The sequence below is a fragment of the Azospirillum endophyticum genome, assembly GCF_016595245.1.
Classification (GTDB): Bacteria; Pseudomonadota; Alphaproteobacteria; order Azospirillales; family Azospirillaceae; genus Azospirillum; species Azospirillum endophyticum.
On sequence record NZ_JAENHM010000059.1, the window covers coordinates 128,154 to 144,322 of the forward strand.

Genomic DNA, 16,169 nt, shown 5'->3' on the forward strand with positions numbered 1-16,169 from the left:
GCTTTGGCGGGGCGGCGGCTTTAGTGTCCGGCGCGAACTCCTCCCCCTCACGACGCCGGATTTTGACCGCCCCATGAAGGCCGCCATCGTCGTTTTCCCCGGCTCCAACCGCGAACGCGACGCCGTCGCCGCGCTGGAGGCCGTCAGCGGGACCAAGCCGCATCTGGTCTGGCACCGCGACACCGAACTGCCCAAGGTCGACCTGATCGTCGTGCCCGGCGGCTTCTCCTATGGCGATTACCTGCGCTCCGGCGCCATGGCGGCGCATTCGCCGATCATGCGCGAGGTGAAGGCGCGGGCCGAACAGGGCGTCCGCGTCCTCGGCGTCTGCAACGGCTTCCAGATCATCACCGAGGCCGGGCTGCTGCCCGGCGCGCTGATGCGCAACGGCGCCCTGAAGTTCGTCTGCCGCGTCCAGCATCTGCGGGTGGAGAACACCGACAGCCCCTTCACGAAGAAATACGCGAAGGGCCAGATCGTCCGTTACCCGGTCGCCCATGGCGACGGCAACTACTGGACCGACGCGGAGACGGTGAAGCGGCTGGACGGCGAGGGCCAGGTTGCCTTTCGCTATGTCGGCGACGAGGCGCGGGCCGATCCGCGCGGCAACCCGAACGGCTCGGTGTCCGACATCGCCGGCATCTTCAACGCCAAGCGCACCGTGCTGGGCCTGATGCCGCACCCCGAGGACGCGGTGGAGGCCCTGCACGGCAACACCGACGGCAAGCCCATGTTCGAAGGTCTGGTGGAGGCCCTGTCGTGAGCGCTGAAGCTACCAAGGCGCAGGAGCGTCCGGTCACCGCCGAACTCGGCAAGGAGTTCGGCCTGTCGGCCGAGGAATACCAGAACGCCCTGGACATCCTGGGCCGCACCCCGACCTTCACCGAGCTGGGCATCATCTCGGTCATGTGGTCGGAGCATTGCTCCTACAAGTCGTCCAAGGTCTGGCTGAAGACTCTGCCGACCACCGGCCCGCAGGTGATCTGCGGTCCCGGCGAGAATGCCGGCGTGGTCGACATCGGCGACGGCGACGCCGTCATCTTCAAGATGGAGAGCCACAACCACCCGTCCTACATCGAACCCTACCAGGGTGCGGCGACGGGCGTGGGCGGTATCCTGCGCGACGTGTTCACCATGGGCGCCCGGCCCATCGCCAATATGAACGCGCTGCGCTTCGGCTCTCCCGACCACCCCAAGACCCGTCATCTGGTGTCGGGCGTGGTCGCCGGCATCGGCGGCTACGGCAACTGCGTCGGCGTGCCGACGGTCGGCGGCGAGACCAACTTCCATCCGGCCTACAACGGCAACATCCTGGTCAACGCCATGACCGTGGGTGTCGCCAAGACCGACCGGATCTTCTATTCGGCCGCCGCCGGCATCGGCAACCCGGTCGTCTATGTGGGATCCAAGACCGGCCGCGACGGCATCCACGGCGCCACCATGGCCTCGGCCGAGTTCACCGAGGATTCGGAGGAGAAGCGCCCGACCGTGCAGGTCGGCGACCCCTTCACCGAGAAGCTGCTGATCGAAGCCTGCCTGGAGCTGATGGAGACGGACGCCATCGTCGCCATCCAGGACATGGGCGCGGCCGGCCTGACCTCCTCGTCGGTCGAGATGGCCGGCAAGGGCGGCCTGGGCATCGAGCTGACGCTCGATACCCTGCCGATGCGCGAACAGGCGATGACGCCCTATGAGATCATGCTCTCCGAAAGCCAGGAGCGCATGCTGATCATCCTGAAGCCCGGCCGCGAGGAGGTGGCGAAGGCCATCTTCGACAAGTGGGAGCTGGACTTCGCCGTCATCGGCCACCTGACCGACACCGGCAACCTCGTCATCAAGATGTATGGCGAGACCTGGTGCGACATGCCGATCGCCCCGGTGTCCAACGCCGCCCCGGAATACAACCGCCCGTGGGAGCCGACGCCGAAGGCTGCGGACGTCGACGACAGCGTGCTGGCCGGCTATTCCGCCGATCTGGGCGACACGCTGGCCAAGCTGTTCGGCTGCCCCGATCTGGCCTCCAAGCGCTGGATCTGGGAGCAGTATGACAGCCTCGTCGGCGGCGACACCCGCTTCATGTCGGGTCAGGCCGACGCCGCGGTCGTCCGCGTGCCGGGCCAGACCAAGGCGGTCGCCATCACCACCGACTGCACCCCGCGCTACTGCCTCGCCGACCCGGTCGAGGGCGGCAAGCAGGCGGTGGCCGAGGCGTGGCGCAACCTGTCGGCGGTGGGCGCCCTGCCGCTCGCCATCACCGACAACATGAACTTCGGCAACCCCGAGAAGCCGCGGATCATGGGCCAGTTCGTCGGCGCCGTCCAAGGCATCGGCGAGGCCTGCAAGGCGCTGGACTTTCCGGTCGTGTCGGGCAACGTCTCGCTCTACAACGAGACCAACGGCGAGGCCATCCTGCCGACCCCGGCCATTGGCGGCGTCGGCATCATGCCGGACGCGATGATCGCGGTCGGCATCGCCTTCAAGAACGAGGGCGACGTGATCCTCGCGGTGGGCGAGACGGCAAATCCCTATGGGGGCCATCTCGGCCAGTCGATCTTCCTGCGCGAGATCCTCGGCCGGGAAGAGGGGGCGCCCCCGCCGGTCGATCTCGCGGTGGAGCGTCGCAACGGCGATTTCGTCCGTGGCCTGATCCATGAGGGGCTGGTGGTGTCGAGCCACGACGCGGCCGACGGCGGCCTGATCGTCACCATCGCCGAGATGGCGCTGGCCGGTGGCATCGGTGCCTACCTGACCGGCTTCGACGGGGCGTCCCCGCGCGTGCTGTTCGGCGAAGACCAGGGCCGCTACGTCCTGGCCGTCCGGCCGGACGTTGCCGCGACGGTGCAGGAGAAGGCCAAGGCGGCCGGCGTTCCGGTCACCGTGCTGGGCGAGACCCGCGGCACGTCGCTGTCCGGCCGCGGCGGCGACATCGTCTCGCTGAAGCGTCTGCGTGACGCCAACGAGACTTGGCTGCCGTCCTACATGGCGGCCGAACTGTAAGAAGGCTCCGACAAGGGCCGGACGAAGGGCCGCTTCCAGTGAAGCGGCCCTTCGGTTTTCTTGGCCGGAGACCGCGCCGTTCCTGCGCCGGCCCGGCTCGACATCGACCATCCTGTACATAACGGTGATTCGCGCTAAACTCGCCGTCCAAAAGGGTTGGAGCGGTGCATGGCTGCGCCTGGAGGCGGGGGAATGGGGTTTTCAGTCACCTTCTGGGGCGTGCGCGGCACGATTCCCTGCCCGATGGCCTCGCATCTGGGTTTCGGCGGCAACACGTCCTGTGTCGAAGTGCAGGCGGGGAAGCAGCGGATCATCATCGACGCCGGCACGGGATTGCGAATGCTGGGCCGCAAGCTGCTGGCCGAAGGGGTGACCGGCGCCACGCTGCTGCTCAGCCACACCCATCTCGACCATATCAGCGGCTTTCCCTTCTTCGCGCCGGCCTACACCAAGGGCTTCAGTCTGCGCGTGATCTCCGGCCATCTCACCGGCAGCCCCGACATCGAATCGGTCATGGCACGCCAGATGGAACGGCCGCTGTTCCCGGTGCCGCTGCGCACGATGGGCGGCGACCTGAGCTTCCTGGAGGTGCCGCCCGGCCACTGCTTCAAGCTCGACGGCGGGGTGCGCATCCACACCGCGGCGCTGAACCATCCCGACGGCGCCACCGGCTACCGGATCGAATATCAGGGCCGGTCCATGGCCTACGTCACCGATACCGAACATGTGCCCGACCATCCCGACCGCAACATCCTGAACCTCGTGGATGGGGTGGATCTGCTGCTTTACGACTCGACCTACACCGACGAGGAGTGGGCGCAGCGGATCGGCTGGGGCCATTCCACCTGGATGGAAGCGGTGCGGATCGCCCGTGCGGCCCATGTGAAGACTTTGGGCCTGTTCCACCACGATCCCGATCACGACGACGCCACGATGGAACGGATCGAGGCGGCGGCCAAAGCCGAGTTCAAGAATTGCTTTGCCGCGCGCGAGGGAACCACCATCTCCCTCGACTAGCTTTTGCTGCGCATCGGGAATCATGACTGCAACCATTCTTGTTCTGTTCGTCGCCACCTATCTGGGCATGGCGCTGGGCGGCTTTCCCGGCCTGCGCATCGACCGAACCGGCATCGCGCTGGTCGCGGCGATCCTGCTGCTGGCGACCGGCGCGCTCGACACCGCCGGAGCGATCTCGGCGATCGATTTTCCGACGATCTTCATCCTGCTGGGGCTGATGATCCTGTCGGCGCAATATGCCGGCAGCGGTTTCTACGACTGGTGCGCGTTGAAGGTGGCGCAGGCGGCGCAATCGCCGGCGCGGCTGCTGGCGGTGATCGTGCTGGTCGCCGGCGGGCTGTCGGCGGTGCTGGCGAACGACGTGGTGGTCTTCGCCATGACGCCGATGCTGTGCCTGGGGCTGATGGCGCGCAAGCTGGACCCGCGGCCCTACTTGATCGCGCTGGCGGGGGCGGCCAATGCCGGGTCGGCGGCGACGATGATCGGCAATCCGCAGAACATCCTGATCGGGCAGGTCGGGCATCTCGATTTCTGGCGCTTCCTGGCGGTCTGCGGCGTCCCGGCTCTGGCGGCGATGGGGATCGCCTATGCCACCGTCTGGCTGGTCTGGCGCGGCCGCTTCGGCATGCCGCAGGAGATCGGGCCGGAGGGGGTGGGGCAGGCGGCCCCGAAGCTGGACCGCTGGCAACTGGGCAAGGCGGTGGCGGCGACGCTGGTGTTGCTGGTCCTGTTCACCCGCGACATTCCGCAGGAGCACGCGGTGCTGCTGGTGGCCGGGGTGATGATGATCAGCCGGCGCATGGCCAGCCGTGACATGCTGGGCATGGTCGACTGGCATCTTCTGGTGCTGTTCGCCGCACTCTTTGCCATCAACCACGCGCTGGGATTGACCGGCATCCCGGCCGCCCTGGTCGGCGATCTGCAGGCGGCGGGCTGGCTTCCCGACCGGCTGGCGGTGATGCTGCCGTTGTCGCTGGCCGGCAGCAACAGCATCGGCAACGTGCCGGCGGTGATCCTGCTGCTGGCTGCGTGGCCATCGCCGCCGCAAGGAGCGCTCTACGGCTTGGCACTGCTGTCGACGCTGGCCGGCAACCTGCTGCTGCCGGGCAGCCTCGCCAACATCATCGTGGCGGAGCGGGCGGCGGCGGCCGGTGTCCGGCTGGGCTTCGTCGAGCATGCCCGCTGCGGCGTGCCGATGGCGCTGCTGTCGATGGCGGTGGCGGCGGTCTGGCTGTGGGCCGGCGGCTGGATGGGCTGGTGACCATGCCGTAATCGTCGGCCTTCCAAGCCCCTTCTTCGGGCTATGGCAAATGGGGTAGTCTATTCGTGCACTGATGATCGTGCGCCGGGGTGGGGGAGCGCTGTGAGTCTCGTCGGCCAATTTCTTGAATTTATCGAAAGTGCGCCGAACCAGTCGCTGCGTTCGCTCAGCGACAGGGTGCTGCGCAAATGCCGTGAGCTGACCGGGGCGGAGGCCGGCACGATCTTCATGCTGCGCGGGCAAGGACGGAGCCGACATCTGGAGGCGGTCAGCGCGCAAAACGACGTGATCCGCGCCAAGCCGACGCTGTTTTCGATGCCGGTGAGCGAGGTTTCCATCGTCGGCTATGTTGCGGCAACCGGCGAAACGCTGCTGCTGGAGAATGCCTACGCCATTCCGGAGGAACGGCCTTACCGCTTCAACCCCGCCTTCGATCAGCGCACCGGCTTCCGCTCCCGTTCGATCATGGCCTTCGCGCTCAAGGGGTTCCGCGACCGGCCGATCGGCGTCGTGCAGCTGATCAACCGTCGACCGGCGGAGGGCGCGCCGGCCCTTCCGCATGCTTCCTTTCTGCCCGAGCACGAGAAGATGATCGCGCCGGTCAACCACATCGTCGGCCGGGCGCTGGAGCGCGCCGCGACCCTGGAGCGATTGACCGAGCGGAACCGTGCGCTGACCAAGGAGCGCCGGCGCGTCGCCGAGCTTCAGGCGGAGACCGAGCGCGCCTTCATGGTATCGGTCAATCTGCTGGCCCGTGCCGCCGAGGTGCATGACGAGGACACCGGCAACCATACCCAGCGTGTCAACGAATACTCCTACGCGCTGGCCGGCTGGGCTGGCTGCAGTCGCGCCTTTTGCAGCGAGATCCGCTTTTCCGCCGCCCTGCATGATGTCGGCAAGATGAGCGTCGACCAGGCGGTGCTGCACAAGAAGGGTCGGCTCGACGAGCGCGAGCTGGCGGAGATGAAACGGCATCCGGAATATGGCCACGACATCCTGGTCGCGTCGGACCGGTTGAAGATGGCCGCCGAGATCGCGCTCTATCACCACGAGCAATGGGGCGGTACCGGCTATCCGCATGGTCTGAAGGGAGAGGAAATCCCGCTCGCCGCCCGCATCGTCGCCATCGCCGACTGCTACGACGCCCTGCGCAGCGCCCGTCCCTACAAGCCGTCATTCAGTCACGAGAAGACGGTCGACATCCTGCTGAACGGTGACGATCGTCTGGACCCCCGGGTCCATTTCGATCCACGCCTGCTCGCCCTGTTTGCCGATCGCCATGCGGATTTCGATGCGATCTGGGAGCGGCTGAAGGATCGGGAGGCGCTGAAGTCCTGAGGGGGGAACACAGCACCGAGGGTGGGCGGTTTGGCCAAGGCCTTCCGCCCCCGTTACGGGTGGTAGTGGCGGATCACTCCGCCGGATTGGTCGCGGCGAGTGCGCGGCGGCGGACCCAGCGGAAGCTCTTGACGGCGAGCCACAGGCCGCCGATGGCGAAGCCGCTCAGCAGGAGGATCTTCGGGCCGTCCTCGCCGATCGCGGCGGCGGCTTCACCGAACAGGTAACCGGCCCCGGCGAAGCTCCAGGCCCAGATGCCGGCGGCGAGGAAGTTCCAGAACAGGAAGCGGGACCACGGCATGCCCGACGTGCCGATGGCGACCGACGCGATGTTCCGCACGCCGTAGAGGAAGCGGAAGACCAGGATGAAGGCGACGCCGTATTTCTCCAGCCAGCTCAGGACCCGGCAGGCATGGGCGTCGGCGGACGGGAAGCGGGCGAGCGCCTTCTTGCCCCAGCGGCGGCCCAGCCAGAACCAGACCTGATCCCCCAGGAAGCTGCCGATCCACACCGATCCGACCAGCCAGTAGAGATTGACGATCCCAAGCTTGGCGCCCATCCCACCGAAGATTACAAATGTTTCACCTTCAAAAAAGGCCCAGACAAAGGCCATCGGGTAAAAGGCATTGCCCCAATCCTGCAACCAAGTAATCCAGTCCAAAGCCCCCTCCGGGAGACGTCGCTTGTGGGTTCGGCGAGCCCGGTGGCGCTTTACAGCCGCTTTATTGTGCGATGCGGCATCCAAAGCGCGGGCTGGGACAGATCATGACATAAAGCCGCGCGGTTTGTCTCGGAAACTTTATTGACTAAGGGGTAGCCCTGGGAGAGGGGCGCGGATCAGAAATCCTCGCCCGACAATTCTCCGACGGCCTGCCGTGCCGCGCGCAGAAGCGCGGGATTGGGTTCCTGCGGCCCGTCGCCGTCCTCGCCCTCCGAATCGCCGCGATCGGGCGCGGCGCGGCGCTTCAGTTCGCGCGCGGCCTCGATCAGCAGATGGGCAAGCCGTTGGTCGGGCAGGGCCTGGACCAGCGCCCGCAGCTCCGGGTTGGACAGCGCGGCCGGATCGAAGGCCGGAGGAGGGGGCGGGGGAGCCGGAGGCGCGAGCGGCAGGGTCGCGACGGTCGCTGCCATCGCCGCCGTCCGCGGCAAGGGAGCGGCTTCGCGCACCACGTCGACCGCGACCTGGGCGGCCATGGTCGACGGCACGGCGCCCGTGGCCGCAGCCCGCGGCCGGCGGGGCTTGCGCGCCGGTTCGGTTTCCGGCAGGTCATCGAACAGAAGCCGTTGGACGCTCATCGCTGCAGATGCCCCCTGCGCTCCGCCAGTGCCGCCGCAGTGTCGTCGGTGCTGCGGCTGCGGCTATTCCCCGTTCACTCGCAGTTTGCGATGTGTTCCCTTTTCATTCTAGAAACCGCAATCGGTTTGTCGAGTGGATTCTGCCGGCTACCCCTGTGGGACAGGACGGACGGCCACAGCTTCCAGGAACCGTTCGGGCCGCAGCACCCGCGTTTCGCCGGCCTGGCGCACCGACAGGAGCTGACGGTCGACCGTCACCAGCCAGGGCACCCTGCCGCCGACGGCGGCGGCCAGGAACATGTCGTCTTCCGGATCGCGGCACAGGCGCCCGACCGCGGCCGGGGTCACCAGCGCCGTCTCGCTCCTGATCGTCTCTAGGAAGGCAAGGCGATCGGAGGCGGCGGCATAGCGGTCGAAGGTCGGGCGCATCAGCACCTCGTCCAGTTCCGCCAGCGTTTCGTCGCTGCCGACGAGGCCTCGCTCCCCGCGCACCCGGTCGACGCAGTGGCGGATCGCGTCGTGGCGCCGGGCTGCGGTGGGTCCCAGCAACGCATAGGCCACCAGGATGTTGGTGTCGAGCACGGCCCGCACCGGCGGCTGAGCCGGAAGGCGAAGCGGATCGGGCACGGCGTGGTCACGGCTGAACATCGATAATATCGCGGGAGCCTGGCGGTTGAAGTCGACGGGGCGGTTCTATGCGTCTGTTGAGAGCCGGGACGCTTTGCGGTAAGAAGCCCGCAAGGTGTGAACGGAACCTTTAGGACGGAAATTTCGGCATGACCAGCATCCTCGTCGTCGACGACAGCCGACTGGCGCGCAACATGGTCTCCAGCGTCATCGCCTCTCTGCGACCCGACTGGACCATCGTCACCGCGGCGAGCGGCGAGGAGGCGCTGGAAATGGTCGGCGAGGGGGCGCCGGTCGCCGCCATCGTCGATTACAACATGCCGGGCATGGACGGTCTGACGCTCGCCGAGCGGCTGAAGGAGCGTTTCGTCGGCCTGCCCATCGGCCTGCTGACCGCCAACGTCCAGGACACGCTGAAGCGCAAGGCCGAGTCGCTGGGCATTCGCTTCATCGCCAAGCCGATCACCTCGGACAAGATCCGCGACTTCCTCGCCGCCTCCGGGCAATGACGCCGATGATCGACCCCGCATCCCCCGACCCGGTCTCCCCGGAAACCGTGCCCGCCCCGCCGGCGGCGGACCCGCTCTCCCTCGACGCCGACGATGCCGACGCCATCGCCGAACTGTTCAATATCGGCATGGGCGAGCCGGCCGCCGCGCTCAGCTCGATGCTGGGGGAGGAGGTGCATCTGTCGGTGCCGTCCTTCGCGGTGTCGACCCGCGCCCGCATCACCGGCGAGGTCGGCGGCGACCTGGAGGGCGGCCAGCCCGTCTGCGCCGTACGCGGCGCCTTCACCGGTCCCTTCACCGGGGAAGCGCTGCTGATCTTTCCGGAACGCGGCATGCTGGCCCTGGTCGGCCGCCTCATCCCCGTCGATCCCGCCGCCGAGGCGCCCGGGGAGATGGAGCAGGATGCGCTGACCGAGATCGGCAACATCATCCTGAACGGCTGCCTCGCCAGCCTGTCCAACCTGATCGGCGGTGAACTGTCGGGGACGGTTCCGGGCTATCGCGCCGGCGAGCCGGCGGCAGTGATCGGGTCCGCCACCGACCCGGTTCTGTTCGTGCGCATCGACATGGCGCTGGCGGCGGGCGACGCCCGCGGGCATGCGCTGTTCTTGCTGGACATCGCCTCGCTGGACGCCTTCCGCGAGGCGATCCGGCAGGCCTTGGCGGGGTTGTGAAACGGGGGGCGCGACCGCCCCCCAATTCCATCATCCCTCGATCTTCGAGAAGTCGGCCACCGTGTTCAGCGTCCTGCGGATCTGCGTCAGCAGGCGCAGGCGGTTGGCGCGCAGGTCCTTGTCCTCCGCGTTCACCGTGACCTTGTCGAAGAAGGCGTCCACCGGGCCGCGCAGCTTCGCCAGCGCCGCCATGGTGCCGGTGAAGTCCTCGGCGTCCAGCAGTGGCCTGGCGGTGGCCGAGGCCTCGTTCAGCGCGGCGAACAGCGCCTTTTCCTCGTCCTGGGCCAGACGGGCGGCATCGACCGGCTGGTCGAAGGCGGCGCCGTCCTTCTTCTCCTCGATGCGGACGATGTTGGAGGCGCGCTTGTAGGCGGCTGCCAAGTTGGCGCCCTCGTCGGAGCCGACGAAGGCCTGCAGGGCCTTCACGCGGGCCAGCAGCCGGACCAGGTCGTCCTCGCCGCCGAGCGCGAACACCGCATCGACCAGATCATGGCGGACGCCCTGCTCGCGCAGCACCACCTTCAGGCGGTCGGCGAAGAAGGACATCAGGTCGCCGCCGACGCTGCCGGCCGGGGCGAAGCCGGCGACGGTGTAGGCGCCGTGGGCGGCGGAGAACACGTCCGCCAGCTTCACCCGCAGCCCGTTCTCCAGCACCAGCCGGATCACGCCCAGCGCGGCGCGGCGCAGCGCATAGGGATCCTTCGATCCCGTCGGCTTCTCGTCGATGGCGAAGAAGCCGACCAGCGTGTCGATCTTGTCGGCGAGCGCCACCGCGACAGAGACCGGCGCGGTCGGACAGGAATCCGACGGGCCCACCGGCTTGTAATGGTCGGCGATCGCGTTGGCGACGTCGGCGCTCTCGCCCTGGCCCAGCGCGTAGTAGCGGCCCATGATCCCCTGGACCTCGGGGAACTCGCCGACCACCTCGGTCACCAGATCGGCCTTGCACAGCAGGGCGGCGCGGCTGGCGGCATCGCTGTCGGCGCCGATGGCGCGGGCGATCTCGGCAGCCAGCAGCTGCACCCGGGTGACCTTCTCGGCCACCGTGCCCAGCTTGGCATGGAAGGTGATCTTCTCCAGCGCCGGGACGCGGGCTTCCAGCTTGGTCTTGCGGTCCTGGTCCCAGAAGAACTTGGCGTCGGACAGGCGGGCACGCAGCACGCGCTCGTTGCCGGCGACCACCGCCTTGCCGCCGTCCAGCGTCTCGGTGTTCGCCACGACGATGAAGCGCGGGGCCATCCGGCCCTCTGCGTCCAGCACGGCGAAATACTTCTGGTGGGTGCGCATGGAGGTGATGAGGACCTCCGAGGGCACGTCCATGAAGCTCTCGTCGATGCCGCCCATCAGCACGACCGGCCATTCGACGAGGCCGGCGACCTCCTCCAGCAACGCGTCGTCGGGCGACAGGGTCAGGCCCTGCGTGGCGGCCAGCGCCTCGGCGTCGGCCTTGATCTTCGCCTTGCGCTCCTCGCGGTCGAGCACGACCTTGGCGGTGCGCAGCTTCTCCTTGTAGTCGGCGAAGCTCTCGACCGTGACGGCGTCGGGCGCCAGGAAGCGGTGGCCGCGGGTGGCGTTGCCGAAGGCGATGCGGCCCTGGGTGCCGCCGATGTCATAGCCGCCGTCGAGCACGCGCCCGCCGAAGATGGCGATGATCGAGTGCAGCGGACGGACCCAGCGCACGGTGCCGGTGCCCCAGCGCATCGACTTCGGCCAGGGCAGCTCGGCCATGGCGGCGGGGATGATCTCCGCCAGCACCGCGGCGGTCTCGCGGCCCTTCTTCTCGGTCACCGCGAAATAGAAGACGCCCTTGCCGGTATCGCGCTGCTCGCACTGGTCGAGGCTGTCGAGGCCGGCCGACTTCAGGAAGCCGGCGACCGCCTGCTCCGGCGAACCGAGGCGCGGACCCTTCTTTTCCTCGCGCACGTCGGCGGTGCGCTCCGGCAGCCCATCGACCACCAGGGCCAGGCGGCGCGGCGTGGAATGGGCGTCGGCCTTGGCGAAGGTCAGGCCGTTGGCCGCCAGCTTGTCGGTGACGAGGCGCTTCAGGTCCTCGGCGGCCCGCGCCTGCATGCGGGCGGGGATTTCTTCGGAGAAGAATTCGATCAGGAATTCGGTCATGGGATTACTTCGCCCCCGTCCAGGCTTCGCAGCAGGCCTTGGCCAGCGCGCGCACGCGGCCGATATAGGCGGCGCGCTCGACGACGCTGATCACGCCGCGGGCGTCCAGCAGGTTGAACAGATGAGACGCCTTGATGCACTGGTCGTAGGCGGGCAGCGCGAGGCTCTGCGCCACCAGCGCCTGGCACTCGGCCTCGGCGTCCTTGAAATGCTGGAGCAGCATGTCGGTGTTGGCGAACTCGAAATTATGCTTCGAGTATTCGACCTCGGCGCGCTTGAAGACGTCGCCGTACTTCACGCGATCCTTCTCTTCCTTGGCGCCGTTGAAATCCAGGTCGTAGACGTTCTCCACGCCCTGCACATACATGGCGAGGCGCTCCAGCCCATAGGTCAGCTCGACCGCGACGGGGTCGCATTCGATGCCGCCGACCTGCTGGAAATAGGTGTACTGCGTCACTTCCATGCCGTCGCACCACACTTCCCAGCCCAGGCCCCAGGCGCCCAGCGTCGGGCTTTCCCAGTCGTCCTCGACGAAGCGGATGTCGTGCAGCGCCGGGTCGATGCCGATCGCGCGCAGGCTGTCCAGATACAGCTCCTGCGGGTTGGCCGGCGACGGCTTCATGATGACCTGGTACTGGTAGTAATGCTGCAGGCGGTTCGGGTTCTCGCCATAGCGGCCGTCCTTCGGCCGGCGCGACGGCTGGACATAGGCCGCCTTCCAGGGATCGGGACCCAGCGCGCGCAGCGTGGTCGCGGGGTGGAAGGTGCCGGCGCCGACCTCCATGTCGTAGGGCTGCAGGATGAGGCAACCCTGCTCCGACCAGAACTGGTGGAGCTTGAGGATCAGGGCCTGGAACGACAGGCCGCGGCGGTCGGCGGAGTTTCCGCCGTCGGAAGTCCCGATCTGGGAGGCCATGGACGGTCCACAATGAAAAATGTTGAAAACGCGCCGCACGATAGGCGGGTGGCACCGTCAAATCAAGCCGCAGCGCGGCAGGAGCGCCGTTGCGGTCAGCGGCCGTAGGGGCAGGCGGGGCGGCCGCAGGACACCGCGGAGCGGGGGGCGACATAGGCGCCGCATTCCGGACATTTCTCCATGTCCTCCGCCTCCAGCGTGGGGGCGTAGGCGCCGGAGTTGCGCGGCGGACCGCCGGCGGCGGCATCGCGTCCTCCGTCCTGCCGGCGGGCGGCGGAACGGGCGCGGCCGATTTCCTGGACACGGTTGATCCAGCGCCAGCCGAACCACACGGCGCCGATCACCAGCGCGAGGAGAAGAATCTTGGACAAGGACATCATCGCCGGCAACCCGTCTGATCGTCCGGGCATTCAGCCCGCAGGCGACGGGAAGTCAAGGGAATAGAGGATGGCGGGACCGCCGCGGAGGGCCGCGGTCCCGCTCGATCGGAGGCCTTACTTGGCGGCGACGGCCGGGCGCCAGCTGTAGACCGGGACCACGCCGTAGGTGCGGGTCATGTCGGCCTGCCGCACGCTGCGCACCAGCACCTCGGCGCCGGTGGCGACGCGGATGTCGGTGCCGAGCAGGCCGCAATCCTCTGGCACGATGTTGGCGCATTGGGTGGCGTCGACCCGGCTCAGCACGATGTCGAAGGGCAGGCCGTTGAGGGCGTAGACGCCGAGCAGGCCGGGGGCGGAGGTCGCCGTGCGCAGCGTCACCACGCCGGCCGGCAGCGCGCGGTCGCTGGCCGCGGTGGGGCGCTGGTTGTGGCCCTCGTCCCACACCGGCTTGCCCGAGGGATCCAGCTTGGACTGGGCTGCGGCCCCGCCGCTGAAGCCTGAGAGGGCCAGGGTCGCGCCGCTCACCGCCGCCAGGGCCAGGATCGCCATCCGAAACCGCAACATCGCTGTACTCCGTTCTTGTGTCTGCTTTTCTTGTCCGCCCGGCCACGGGGCCGGGTGGGCTCATCATGATATGGGGTGCGGGGCACGCCGTCGCTCTAGCCCAGAACGCCTAGGGTGTTTCGCTTAGATGGGGGGTAGTACCGATACTTCGCTCTGGACGGGTGGCTGATGCTTGTGAATGATGACTCGTCTATGCGTTGTTTATCATGAGGTTGTCATGCGCCTGAGGTTGTCGTTCACCCTTGAGTCGCGCGCAGGACTGAGATTTCCAGAGAAGGATATTCCCGGGAGCCGCCGACTGTCTTCATCGTGTTTTTCGCCGTGCGACGGTGTCGGCCATGGATGAGCCGGTGTTGGAAACCGAGCGGCTGATCCTTCGGCCCACCCGTGCAGAAGATTTCGACCCCTGGGCGGCGATGATGACCGATGTTCAGGCAACGGTCTTCATCGGCGGTCTGCAATCGCGCTCGGTGGCATGGCGGGGGTTCGTCGGGATGGCCGGTGCCTGGGCGATCCAGGGTTTTGGCATGTTTTCCGTGATCGAGAAGGACAGCGGCCGTTGGGTGGGACGAGTCGGTCCCTGGGTGCCGGAAGGCTGGCCGGTAACCGAGGTCGGCTGGGTCCTGCCACGTGAATGCTGGGGGCGCGGCTATGCGATGGAAGGTGCCATCGCGGCCATCGACTGGGTGTTCGACCGGCTTGGCTGGACCGAGGTCGTTCATTCGATCCATCCGGACAACATGGCGTCCCAGGCTGTGGCGCGCCGGCTTGGTTCCCGGATCAGAGGGTCGGGCCTCTTGCCAGAGCCGATGGTTCCAGCCGAGGCGGATTTTTGGCGTCAGACCCGAGAGGAGTGGACGGGCGGGGGACGGACGCAGGCAATCCGATTGATGCAGAGACAAGCACGTTAACCAAGTGGTGGGAAGTTGGGAAAATCTCTCTGCGCGCAACTAACCCATCTTGATGTGTCCTTAAAGTTTGCATTATCGTCATCATATTCGCCGGAAATGGCCGGTATGAATGATGGAGGCGATGAACATGGCCGACTCGACGGCTCTTGATCTTTTGAAGTCCCTCGCTACCGACCACAGCTTTCGCCGCCAGTTGCAATCGCTCGACGCAGAGGGGAAGCGCATCCTTCTCCAGCGTTGCGGCTTCGGGACGCTGACTCCATCCGATATGCGCAAGGCCGGGGCGAGCGTTTTCGGTACCCGAGACGAATCCGCTCAGCCCATTGATCCGACTGCAGGCATGGCGCCGATGTATGTCGCGGGCAGCGCGTCCGCGATCGAGACGGCCGACAGCCATGCCTTGGCGCCGATGTATGTCGCGGGCAGCGCGTCCGCGATCGAGACGGCCGACGGCCATGCCTTGGCGCCGATGTATGTCGCGGGCAGCGCGTCCGCGATCGAGACGGCCGATGGCCGTGCCTTGGCGCCGATGTATGTTGCGGGCAGCGCGTCCGCGATCGAGACGGCCGACGGCCGTGCCTTGGCACCGATGTATGTCGCGGGCAGCGCGTCCGCGATCGAGACGGCCGACGGCCGTGCCTTGGCACCGATGTATGTCGCGGGCAGTGCGTCCGCGATCGAGACGGCCGATGGCCGTGCCTTGGCGCCGATGTATGTCGCGGGCAGCGCGTCTGCGATCGAGACGGTCGACGGCCGTACATCGACATTCGTTCATATTGCTGGCAGTGCGTCTGCGATCGAAACGGTCGATGGCCGTGTGATGGAGTCGCTCACGGCGAATTGGAGCCGCATCTCCGCCTCTTCTCACCAGAAAGCGGCTTGAGCCTAGGTATAGTTGGGTGAACGGGCTGATTGGAATGACGCTGCGTCACTCCGATCAGCCCGTTTTTTTGTCCTTCCTTATTCATAGCAGCCGGTTTGTCAGTGCGTAGTATTTCAGACCCAGACGCTTCAGCGGTCTGCATTGCGAGTCTTTGCGTACACCTGGACCATTTCGGCTGTCGTTTCCATGTTGGTATACGCTGGTAGGCCGGACATTAAATTTATGTGCGTTTTGCCTGAAGCTGTCAGTTTTTGGTAGAAACTGGCTCGATTGCCTATGCTATTGGTTTAGCTGTTGCTCAACGATAGTAACAATCAAATTGGCAGACCGGTTGCAGGAGGGGCCAAATGGCCAGCGAACAGGCTCTTGACCTTATTAAGCGTCTCGCCACCGATGGCGGATTTCGGGACCAGTTGAACGCTTCGGACATCGCCGGCAAGCAGGCGCTTCTTGCGCAAAATGGCTTTGCCGGAGTGACTGCTGAAGATGTGCGCTCCGCGGCGGCCGAGGCATTCGGCAGCCTGTCCGGCGAGACCGGCGTCGGAACAACGGTTGAATCAATTGCGAATGCCGCGTCGGCAGTATCTCTGGCCGGCGTGTCGGTCCCGTCCGCGGCCGGTGCCGGGATGGCTGGTCATTCGGCGGCCGGCGCCCCTGCTCCGGCGTTTGCTGGTGCCG

At 67.0% G+C, this 16,169-nt stretch carries 17 protein-coding genes; 10 read left to right on the forward strand and 7 right to left on the reverse strand.

Annotated features, from left to right (window positions below; translation table 11 throughout):
* Window positions 1-73 precede the first annotated feature (73 nt).
* From purQ to JHL17_RS21235, 5 genes are all read left to right on the forward strand, one after another.
* Window positions 74-763, forward strand: a complete 690-nt coding sequence (gene purQ, locus JHL17_RS21215; RefSeq protein ID WP_200196165.1) for a phosphoribosylformylglycinamidine synthase subunit PurQ — start codon at window positions 74-76, stop codon at window positions 761-763.
* Window positions 760-2,997, forward strand: coding sequence for a phosphoribosylformylglycinamidine synthase subunit PurL (gene purL, locus JHL17_RS21220; RefSeq protein ID WP_200196167.1), 2,238 nt, complete (start codon window positions 760-762; stop codon window positions 2,995-2,997). The genes purQ and purL overlap by 4 nt, the downstream gene beginning before the upstream one ends.
* Window positions 2,998-3,189: 192 nt before the next feature.
* Window positions 3,190-4,014, forward strand: a complete 825-nt coding sequence (locus JHL17_RS21225) for an MBL fold metallo-hydrolase (RefSeq protein WP_200196169.1) — start codon at window positions 3,190-3,192, stop codon at window positions 4,012-4,014.
* 22 nt (window positions 4,015-4,036) lie between these two features.
* The gene (locus JHL17_RS21230) at window positions 4,037-5,275 is read left to right on the forward strand and encodes an SLC13 family permease (RefSeq protein WP_200196171.1); all 1,239 of its coding nucleotides are present in this window, start codon (window positions 4,037-4,039) and stop codon (window positions 5,273-5,275) included.
* Window positions 5,276-5,377: 102 nt separating this feature from the next.
* A complete protein-coding gene (locus JHL17_RS21235; RefSeq protein ID WP_345773851.1) occupies window positions 5,378-6,613 on the forward strand; it encodes an HD domain-containing phosphohydrolase in 1,236 nt (411 codons plus the stop codon).
* A 73-nt stretch (window positions 6,614-6,686) separates the two neighbouring features.
* On the opposite strand, the gene JHL17_RS21240 is transcribed toward JHL17_RS21235, so the two are convergent.
* From JHL17_RS21240 to JHL17_RS21250, 3 genes are all read right to left on the reverse strand, one after another.
* Window positions 6,687-7,226, reverse strand: a complete 540-nt coding sequence (locus tag JHL17_RS21240; protein ID WP_425599638.1) for a DedA family protein — start codon at window positions 7,224-7,226, stop codon at window positions 6,687-6,689.
* Between the two features lie 224 nt (window positions 7,227-7,450).
* Window positions 7,451-7,909: a hypothetical protein gene (locus JHL17_RS21245; RefSeq protein WP_200196176.1), complete on the reverse strand. Its 459-nt coding sequence runs from the start codon at window positions 7,907-7,909 to the stop codon at window positions 7,451-7,453.
* Between the two features lie 147 nt (window positions 7,910-8,056).
* On the reverse strand, window positions 8,057-8,557 hold the full coding sequence (locus JHL17_RS21250) for a putative toxin-antitoxin system toxin component, PIN family (RefSeq protein WP_200196178.1): 501 nt from the start codon (window positions 8,555-8,557) through the stop codon (window positions 8,057-8,059).
* Window positions 8,558-8,685: 128 nt separating this feature from the next.
* Here JHL17_RS21250 and JHL17_RS21255 point away from each other — a divergent pair, with 128 nt between their 5' ends.
* A complete protein-coding gene (locus JHL17_RS21255; RefSeq protein ID WP_200196179.1) occupies window positions 8,686-9,045 on the forward strand; it encodes a response regulator in 360 nt (119 codons plus the stop codon).
* Window positions 9,046-9,050: 5 nt separating this feature from the next.
* A complete protein-coding gene (locus tag JHL17_RS21260; protein WP_247893714.1) occupies window positions 9,051-9,719 on the forward strand; it encodes a chemotaxis protein CheX in 669 nt (222 codons plus the stop codon).
* Between the two features lie 30 nt (window positions 9,720-9,749).
* Here JHL17_RS21260 and glyS read toward each other — a convergent pair whose 3' ends face one another.
* The 4 genes from glyS to JHL17_RS21280 form a co-directional block, all read right to left on the reverse strand.
* Window positions 9,750-11,837 (reverse strand): glycine--tRNA ligase subunit beta, encoded by a 2,088-nt coding sequence (glyS, locus tag JHL17_RS21265; protein WP_200196181.1) that lies wholly within the window; start codon window positions 11,835-11,837, stop codon window positions 9,750-9,752.
* Window positions 11,838-11,841: 4 nt separating this feature from the next.
* On the reverse strand, window positions 11,842-12,753 hold the full coding sequence (locus JHL17_RS21270) for a glycine--tRNA ligase subunit alpha (RefSeq protein ID WP_200196182.1): 912 nt from the start codon (window positions 12,751-12,753) through the stop codon (window positions 11,842-11,844).
* Window positions 12,754-12,848: 95 nt separating this feature from the next.
* Window positions 12,849-13,133, reverse strand: a complete 285-nt coding sequence (locus JHL17_RS21275; protein WP_200196183.1) for a hypothetical protein — start codon at window positions 13,131-13,133, stop codon at window positions 12,849-12,851.
* Window positions 13,134-13,247: 114 nt separating this feature from the next.
* On the reverse strand, window positions 13,248-13,697 hold the full coding sequence (locus JHL17_RS21280) for a hypothetical protein (RefSeq protein ID WP_200196185.1): 450 nt from the start codon (window positions 13,695-13,697) through the stop codon (window positions 13,248-13,250).
* Window positions 13,698-14,035: 338 nt separating this feature from the next.
* On the opposite strand from JHL17_RS21280, the gene JHL17_RS21285 reads away from it, so the two are divergent.
* From JHL17_RS21285 to JHL17_RS21295, 3 genes are all read left to right on the forward strand, one after another.
* On the forward strand, window positions 14,036-14,608 hold the full coding sequence (locus JHL17_RS21285; RefSeq protein ID WP_200196186.1) for a GNAT family N-acetyltransferase: 573 nt from the start codon (window positions 14,036-14,038) through the stop codon (window positions 14,606-14,608).
* Window positions 14,609-14,729: 121 nt separating this feature from the next.
* Window positions 14,730-15,491, forward strand: a complete 762-nt coding sequence (locus tag JHL17_RS21290) for a hypothetical protein (RefSeq protein ID WP_200196187.1) — start codon at window positions 14,730-14,732, stop codon at window positions 15,489-15,491.
* A 347-nt stretch (window positions 15,492-15,838) separates the two neighbouring features.
* A partial coding sequence (locus JHL17_RS21295) for a hypothetical protein (protein ID WP_200196188.1) occupies window positions 15,839-16,169 on the forward strand: 331 nt, incomplete at its 3' end.

Excerpts from the sequence above, each read along its gene's own strand:
- purQ (WP_200196165.1), top strand. The coding sequence starts at position 74 with ATGAAGGCCGCCATCGTCGTTTTCCCCGGCTCCAACCGCGAACGCGAC.
- JHL17_RS21225 (WP_200196169.1), top strand. The coding sequence starts at position 3,190 with ATGGGGTTTTCAGTCACCTTCTGGGGCGTGCGCGGCACGATTCCCTGC.
- JHL17_RS21230 (WP_200196171.1), top strand. The coding sequence starts at position 4,037 with ATGACTGCAACCATTCTTGTTCTGTTCGTCGCCACCTATCTGGGCATG.
- JHL17_RS21240 (WP_425599638.1), bottom strand. The coding sequence starts at position 7,226 with ATGGCCTTTGTCTGGGCCTTTTTTGAAGGTGAAACATTTGTAATCTTC.
- JHL17_RS21245 (WP_200196176.1), bottom strand. The coding sequence starts at position 7,909 with ATGAGCGTCCAACGGCTTCTGTTCGATGACCTGCCGGAAACCGAACCG.
- JHL17_RS21250 (WP_200196178.1), bottom strand. The coding sequence starts at position 8,557 with ATGTTCAGCCGTGACCACGCCGTGCCCGATCCGCTTCGCCTTCCGGCT.
- JHL17_RS21255 (WP_200196179.1), top strand. The coding sequence starts at position 8,686 with ATGACCAGCATCCTCGTCGTCGACGACAGCCGACTGGCGCGCAACATG.
- JHL17_RS21260 (WP_247893714.1), top strand. The coding sequence starts at position 9,051 with ATGATCGACCCCGCATCCCCCGACCCGGTCTCCCCGGAAACCGTGCCC.
- glyS (WP_200196181.1), bottom strand. The coding sequence starts at position 11,837 with ATGACCGAATTCCTGATCGAATTCTTCTCCGAAGAAATCCCCGCCCGC.
- JHL17_RS21270 (WP_200196182.1), bottom strand. The coding sequence starts at position 12,753 with ATGGCCTCCCAGATCGGGACTTCCGACGGCGGAAACTCCGCCGACCGC.
- JHL17_RS21275 (WP_200196183.1), bottom strand. The coding sequence starts at position 13,133 with ATGATGTCCTTGTCCAAGATTCTTCTCCTCGCGCTGGTGATCGGCGCC.
- JHL17_RS21280 (WP_200196185.1), bottom strand. The coding sequence starts at position 13,697 with ATGTTGCGGTTTCGGATGGCGATCCTGGCCCTGGCGGCGGTGAGCGGC.
- JHL17_RS21285 (WP_200196186.1), top strand. The coding sequence starts at position 14,036 with ATGGATGAGCCGGTGTTGGAAACCGAGCGGCTGATCCTTCGGCCCACC.
- JHL17_RS21290 (WP_200196187.1), top strand. The coding sequence starts at position 14,730 with ATGAACATGGCCGACTCGACGGCTCTTGATCTTTTGAAGTCCCTCGCT.